Below are 6241 nucleotides of genomic sequence, written 5' to 3'. Positions count from 1 at the left end.
ACATGTTATGAAAGATGGCCCTCCATGCCGCTGATTGGCTATGCCCGCGTCTCTACGGACGATCAGACCCCCCTGCCTCAGGCCCAGGCTTCGAAGGCCGCAGGCTGTGCCGTGGTTCTTGAGGAACAAGCCTTGGACGGTGACCACACGTGTCCTGTGCTGGCGCGATTTCAAATGAAGATACAATAGATACGTGCGTAGGCTTAGAGAGCTCCGATGCGTGAAGCGGAAAGTCAGCGGAATGGGTGACCTGACCTGCTACAGCGGGCTCGTAGGCTCGTAGGCTATATTTTGCTATCTTAAGCTCAACACCCCGCTCGGGCACCGCCGCAACTGTAGGCGTGCGAAGAGTTAGGCTGCTGGGCTTGGTTGGACATAGATTATGCATTTCAGCCTTGACCCAGAAGGATCTCCGCTTCCCAATCTACGCCCAAGCAGTGCTGGGTGGTTTGTACAGGCGGCTGCTAATATGCTAGTGCCGATGCCGCAATAGAATTTAGTAATTTTGGTTGGCGTAGATGATCCGCCGATAAGCCACCGCCTTGGCACCTGCACGACAACTGTGTCCAATGGGTTACGCGCATTCAGATCGACGCGTAACCCGCGGGTTACTTCTCATCCAACACCTTGTGAAATGCTTCAATTGCGCTCTGAAGGCGCTTCCTGTCGATCGAAGAAAAGTCGGTGCCAGAGAGAATTCTGCATTCACCCTTCCGCGCTGTTACCTTTGCCTCACCGACGTGAAATTCATATTTCACCGCCTTCTTCTGATCTCCCCCGCGCCCCGAAGTGCCCCGACCTGCCAAAGCGGCCGGTGGCCGTGACAGCACCTCGGTTTGCTCTTCCGCCGACCTAACCGATGCTAGAGCATTTCGAAGGGACACTAAGACTTCGGGGGAGGCCTGGATCCTCCTAGCAACCTCGACCCCCAAATTGCGCGATATCGCTTTGGGATAAGGCAACACATCGCCAAGTTCCTGCAGCAAGAAAACAAAGCTTCGGATGTAAGACCGCTTCATCTTGTGAAGCGATGCAAAGATCCGACCCACAAGAATATCGGCCCCCTGCCCTTCCATGCCAGCATCAGCCGCCGCAGTGATGGCCACCTGCGCCATCTCGGCGAAGCTTAGGTCCTCACGGATGACGTTTTCCTCGACCATGTCGATGTAAAGGTCTATGCGATCTGCTGGACCTGACGAAACCCGCGCCGTCACGACTGCGAAGCGCGTATCGCCGGTCTCTTGCCACAACTGTTTCAAAGCCGTCAAACGTCGCCAGCCCTTCTTCAACTGAAATCCTGCGTTGGTTCTGAAGACCTCGATCGGCTCTTTCTGTCCACGGGCACGAATGGACGCTTTTAGTTCCTCCATCTCGTCAGAACCCGCGGTCGCCGCAAGATCGATACGGTCGCGTGGAAGGTCGTCAGTCCTAATATCGTCGACGCGAATTATCTCGAGCACCCGGCCTTCACCCTGCGCTGTCCTGAAGGCCTTGGCATCTGACGCATTCTGACGGCGCTGCTCGATCAAGGTCTCCGTGCTTTCGGCAAGGCTTCCCGCGGCTTCGCGAACCGCCGCACCCATCGGTCCAACTTCGCGCTTGCGTGGCTTGACGCTGGCTGGCTCCAAGGGATCGAAACCGAACTTTCCCTTCCCGCTCATGCACCCATACCCCCATTGCTGTTTTTGCCATCCCATGCGCGAAGCACGGTCTCTCGGAACTCAATATAGGCGGTATCAAAGCTCTGTCTGGCGCGCTTCCATGTCTCACGGGTCATCTGTCGATAGTCCTGCTCATAGACCGATTGCTGGAAACGCCCGGACTGCTCGACCGCCCGAGTCATCTCGATGGCATTCTTGCAAACATCATCGCCAAAGACGTTCCGGAAGGCACCCATCATCGCGATATGTAGTGGGTTCGACGCTTCAAAACGGGTCATTAGCAGCCTGACGTCATCGAATTTCTTGGGCAGACTGATCCCGGCATCCTGGGCCAGCGTCGCGAAGCCAGAAGAGATATCCTCCATCGCGTCGCCTAACTGGCCCAGATAGCTGGTGGTCGAGTCGTACTCCCAGTACCCCGGACCCGAAGGCACGTAGAGGATGTCGGCAGCGAATGCAGCGTTGAGGGATTGATAGCCGATGGCCGGAGGGCAGTCGAAAATGATGATGTCATACTGGTCGTCGGGAAGTTCATCGAGATATCTGGAAATGCAGCCAAAAAAGCTCCAGGCTTTATGAAGTGCCCGATACTGCGCACTTGCGAATTCGACAAAGGCAGCATTCGCGCAGCTGGGAATTACATCGATCGTCGACCAAGCAGTTCTCTGAATAAAGTCCTGTGCGCGTTGTGCACCGATGGATTGGACATCTTCGGGCAGTTCGTCAGAGGAAGGGTAGGGGCAATCGGCCGGGTCGTCATATGCAGCTACAATGCGGTCGGCCTCGCGGCACAGGTCACGGCACATGATCCCCCAAACAGTATTCCATTCCTTGACCTCGACCAGACCCATCGAATGGGTCAGCGTGGCCTGGGGGTCAAAGTCAATAACCAACACGCGATAGCCGTCCAGTGCGGCGCCATTTGCCAGATGATGGGCGACCACCGTCTTGCCCACGCCGCCCTTGAAGTTGGAGACCGCAATCCGCATCGCGCGTCCGGGCGGGCGCTTTGGCATCAAAGTCTTTCCTCGAAAGCGCAGCCTGCGGCGCAGCTCATTGATCTCATTCAGGGTGAACCAGCGCTGACGTCCGTCCTCTTCCACGATCCCCTGTGGCAAGGAGGGATCATCCGCCAGCTTTTTGCGAAGCGTGTCCGCCGGGATGTCAAACATGAACTGACTGATTTCCCAGATTGAGAAGGGCCGTAGGGTCTTTTTTTCGGAAGGTGAGAACGTTGCCTTCCTGACTGCTGCCTGCTGTGCAAGGCTGCGTTCGTTCATTCCTTGAAGATGAGTATGGTCCCGCATGTCTCGGCTCGCGTTTTATGGCTTCCCCTTCTGAATAACGCGAAACGCCAGAAAAGCAAATCCGGCGTTCTGCGTTTTGCCAATGTTGGGGAGATCCATCTAAGAACGCGATTTCGGACGGATACGGGGACATATTTGACCAAGATGTGACCGTTTCGGTGACACCAGAACGGCGATAGGGTGACACGCAAGCTGTCACCTATAACCTATATAACCAGATTTTCGTCAATCTTAGTGGACGTCAGCGCTAATCGCGCTTTTAGTTACTCGTTGACAGATTGCAGGATTTTAATCACTCTCATAGCATAGAGCAGAATCGGTCGAAGATGCCGAGAGAGATGCTAGGGGGCGGCAATGAAGGCGACAAGATCCACCGGGCCGCACGCCTCGGTTCAAAAATATGACCTTCTGACAGCTATGGCCATTGCCGGCCTCCACGGAAAAGCCGTCTTTCAAACCTCCATGCTTCGCCTAGTGGCCTTGGTCACGGCCCGCTACAACTGGAAGCTGGACGAGCTGACGGTTGGACAGCGTGACCTTGCAAGGATGTGGTCGGTGGATGAACGAACCGTCAAGCGAGAGATCAAGCGGCTATTGGAAAACGAGATTCTTATTCAACTTCGGCCGGGCGTACGGGGCCGGGTAGCCGCCTATCGGCTGAACCAGCGCGAGATCTATCGAAGAAGTGAATCCCATTGGGAAGAGGTTGGACCTGATTTTGCCGCCAGGATGGATACTAACAGGCAATGCCCGGATGCCGTCGGACCGACAGTCGTCCGGGTTAACTTTCGTCCTATGATGGCGACGGATGATCCGCAGAAAACGGCATGGGGGCGTACATGCGTGCGCCTGGCTGATATGGACCCAGATTTCTATAAAAGCTGGTTTTCCGCTTTGGTTTTCGAGGATTTTGAGCAGACAGTGCTCCGCCTTCGGGCGCCGTCTTCTTTTGTGGCAAAGTACATCGTCACGCATCATCAAAAGCGCTTGCAGGACGTGGCGAGCAGTGAGTTCGGCGCGATCAGAAAGGTCGAGATCATATTCTGAGCGGCCTCCCTTCGGACTGCTACACCACTTCGACACGGCGGTTATGAGTTTTTCAAAGGCCCCGCAACGTTTCCAGAACCGAAGCCAGCGGCATGGCCCTTAGTCCCTGAGCCACCGGGATATCATGTTCCCCCGCATAGACCAGGACGCCTTGATCGGCCTTGATGTCTGCAACCGCCAGGTGGAACCCCCGTGATACTTTCGGTGTGGTCGTCCGCTTGACTTCGATGGCCCAAGTTCCGCCGCCCGGAAACCGCAGGACAAGGTCGACCTCCGCTCCCGCTGAGGTCCGATAGAAAAATGGTTCGGTTCCTGCTGGTGCAGCCGCAATGAGGGCCTCAAGGCAAAACCCCTCCCAACTCCCGCCCACCACGGGATGACCCAGCAGGTCTTCAAATGTCTCTAGTCCAAGCAGGGCATGAACAAGACCGCTATCCCGGACAAAGACCTTAGGTGACTTGACCAGTCTCTTGCCAACATTCTCATGCCAAGGCTGAAGGCGTCGGACCAGCATCAGATCGACAAGCAGGTCAAGATAGCGTCCAACTGTTTGGCCCGAGATGCCCAAGCCCTCGGCCAGTGCAGCGGCGTTCAGCAGTCCGCCTTGCGCATGCGCCAGCATGGTCCAGAAACGGCGCAAGGTGTTTGCAGGGATCCGCGGACCCAGGGCCGGGATATCGCGTTCCAGATAGGTGCGTAGGAAATCCTTACGCCAGTCCAAGCTGGTCTTATTGGTATCGGCTTGGAAGCTGTCGGGAAACCCTCCCCGCAGCCAAAGGTCGTTAAGCCGATCCGTACCTACTTCGTCAAGAAGAAGGGGCGGCATTTCAATATAGCGGACGCGTCCAGCGAGCGATTCTGCCGATTGATGCAACAGGACGTTCGATGCTGACCCGAGCAGCAGGAACTGTCCGGTACGAAACCCTTGGCGACGTCGCGTATCTATCTGACCACGAAGGCTTTTGAACAGTCCTGGAAGCTGCTGAACCTCGTCCAAAATGACTAGCTTTCCCGCCTGTTCATCCAGATAGAGATCTGGCTCGATCATGATTCGTCGATCAGAACTGCGTTCCAGATCCAGATAGACCGACGGTTGCTGTTCGGCGACCCACAGAGCAAGAGTTGTTTTCCCTACTTGCCGGGGACCGAGAAGAACGACTGCCGCCTGATTTTCAAGGGCTGACAGAACGATCTGATTGGCTCGGCGCGTATACATACCTTGCAATTACTCCACAAGATGGAAGAATTGCAAGGATATTAACGAAAAGCTGAGAAGAAACGTTGATCTGCGATGGAGTGCGCGCGTATTCCTAGGGTCAATCAAATCATTCCCAACTTTTCGGCTTGCCCGAGCAGCATCTTGACGGAGGAGGGCTGCCATTTAGTCCTCCCACGGGGTGTCCTCTCTCGCATAGCCTCCAAACGCTCACAAATTGCCTGCAGTGTAATGCCTGCGTCGGCGCCTTTGATTGCGGCAATAAGGGCAGGCAAGCGGTCATCTGTCGGGCGCCTTGCTGCGCGCCTCATAACAGTCGCGGGCAGGAAGCCTTCGCACACATAGGCGCGAGTGGCCCGCAGCAGCCGTGGCTGCGTCCAACGGCGGTTTTCCGGTAATGGGGCATTGACGATGCGCAGCACGTCCTCCCACGCCATTTCCGGGCGAAGGCGACGGACATAGGGCACCCACTCGGTCGCCGTGTTGGCCAGACGCTCCATATAGCCATCATGCCGCGCTAGGCGTACCTTGCGAAGCGCCTCCGGGTTTCGGGCACGCAGACCGGGATTTCCGCCGATCCGGCCTTCGAGACGTGCGCTGGCCAGTCCCGCTTTGGTGCGCTCGCGGATCAATGCCCGCTCGAACTCGGCCGCAGCCCCGAGCACCTGAAGCGTGAACTTGCCTTGGGGCGATGCCGTATCGATCGGATCCTCGATCGAGCGAAAGAACGCACCCTTTGCTTCGAGCTGCTCGATGATCTCCAGCAGATGCGAGAGGGACCGGGCCAGTCGGTCGATCCGAACGACAACCAGCGTGTCTCCCTTACGGATACCGTCCAGGACGCTCGTCAGGACGGGGCGGGCGCGGTTGCCACCGGAGCCGTGTTCCGCGCGGATGACTGAACAGCCTGCCGCTCCCAGAGCCAGGGCCTGGGGCAGGGGGGTCTGATCGTCCGTAGAGACGCGGGCATAGCCAATCAGCGGCATGGAGGGCCATCTTTCATAACATGT

At 56.8% G+C, this 6241-nt stretch carries 5 protein-coding genes and 1 pseudogene; 2 read left to right on the top strand and 4 right to left on the bottom strand.

What is annotated here, in order from left to right; genetic code table 11:
- Nucleotides 1–24: 24 nt before the first annotated feature.
- Nucleotides 25–183 (top strand): annotated as a pseudogene (locus FHD67_RS21010) (recombinase family protein); the annotation flags it as partial.
- Between the two features lie 425 nt (nt 184–608).
- Here FHD67_RS21010 and FHD67_RS19630 read toward each other — a convergent pair.
- On the bottom strand, nt 609–1661 hold the full coding sequence (locus FHD67_RS19630) for a ParB/RepB/Spo0J family partition protein (protein WP_139599779.1): 1053 nt from the start codon (nt 1659–1661) through the stop codon (nt 609–611).
- Nucleotides 1658–2968, bottom strand: coding sequence for an AAA family ATPase (locus FHD67_RS19625; RefSeq protein WP_139599778.1), 1311 nt, complete (start codon nt 2966–2968; stop codon nt 1658–1660). The genes FHD67_RS19630 and FHD67_RS19625 overlap by 4 nt, the downstream gene beginning before the upstream one ends.
- A gap of 354 nt (nt 2969–3322) precedes the next feature.
- Here FHD67_RS19625 and FHD67_RS19620 point away from each other — a divergent pair, with 354 nt between their 5' ends.
- Nucleotides 3323–4015, top strand: a complete 693-nt coding sequence (locus tag FHD67_RS19620; protein WP_139599777.1) for a DnaA N-terminal domain-containing protein — start codon at nt 3323–3325, stop codon at nt 4013–4015.
- A gap of 52 nt (nt 4016–4067) precedes the next feature.
- Here FHD67_RS19620 and FHD67_RS19615 read toward each other — a convergent pair whose 3' ends face one another.
- Together FHD67_RS19615 and FHD67_RS19610 are read right to left on the bottom strand one after the other, a co-directional pair.
- Nucleotides 4068–5231: an ATP-binding protein gene (locus FHD67_RS19615; RefSeq protein WP_139599776.1), complete on the bottom strand. Its 1164-nt coding sequence runs from the start codon at nt 5229–5231 to the stop codon at nt 4068–4070.
- Nucleotides 5232–5335: 104 nt separating this feature from the next.
- Nucleotides 5336–6217 carry a recombinase family protein gene (locus FHD67_RS19610; protein WP_139599775.1) on the bottom strand — a complete coding sequence of 294 codons (882 nt, stop codon included), beginning with the start codon at nt 6215–6217 and terminating at the stop codon, nt 5336–5338.
- Nucleotides 6218–6241 lie beyond the last annotated feature (24 nt).

The organism is Paracoccus haeundaensis, from assembly GCF_006239215.1.
Taxonomy (GTDB): Bacteria; Pseudomonadota; Alphaproteobacteria; order Rhodobacterales; family Rhodobacteraceae; genus Paracoccus; species Paracoccus marcusii.
The sequence above is the reverse complement of the archived record's forward strand: the minus strand, read 5'-3'. Positions and strand labels throughout refer to the sequence as shown.

Excerpts from the sequence above, each read along its gene's own strand:
- FHD67_RS19630 (WP_139599779.1), bottom strand. The coding sequence starts at position 1,661 with ATGAGCGGGAAGGGAAAGTTCGGTTTCGATCCCTTGGAGCCAGCCAGC.
- FHD67_RS19625 (WP_139599778.1), bottom strand. The coding sequence starts at position 2,968 with ATGCGGGACCATACTCATCTTCAAGGAATGAACGAACGCAGCCTTGCA.
- FHD67_RS19615 (WP_139599776.1), bottom strand. The coding sequence starts at position 5,231 with ATGTATACGCGCCGAGCCAATCAGATCGTTCTGTCAGCCCTTGAAAAT.
- FHD67_RS19620 (WP_139599777.1), top strand. The coding sequence starts at position 3,323 with ATGAAGGCGACAAGATCCACCGGGCCGCACGCCTCGGTTCAAAAATAT.
- FHD67_RS19610 (WP_139599775.1), bottom strand. The coding sequence starts at position 6,217 with ATGCCGCTGATTGGCTATGCCCGCGTCTCTACGGACGATCAGACCCCC.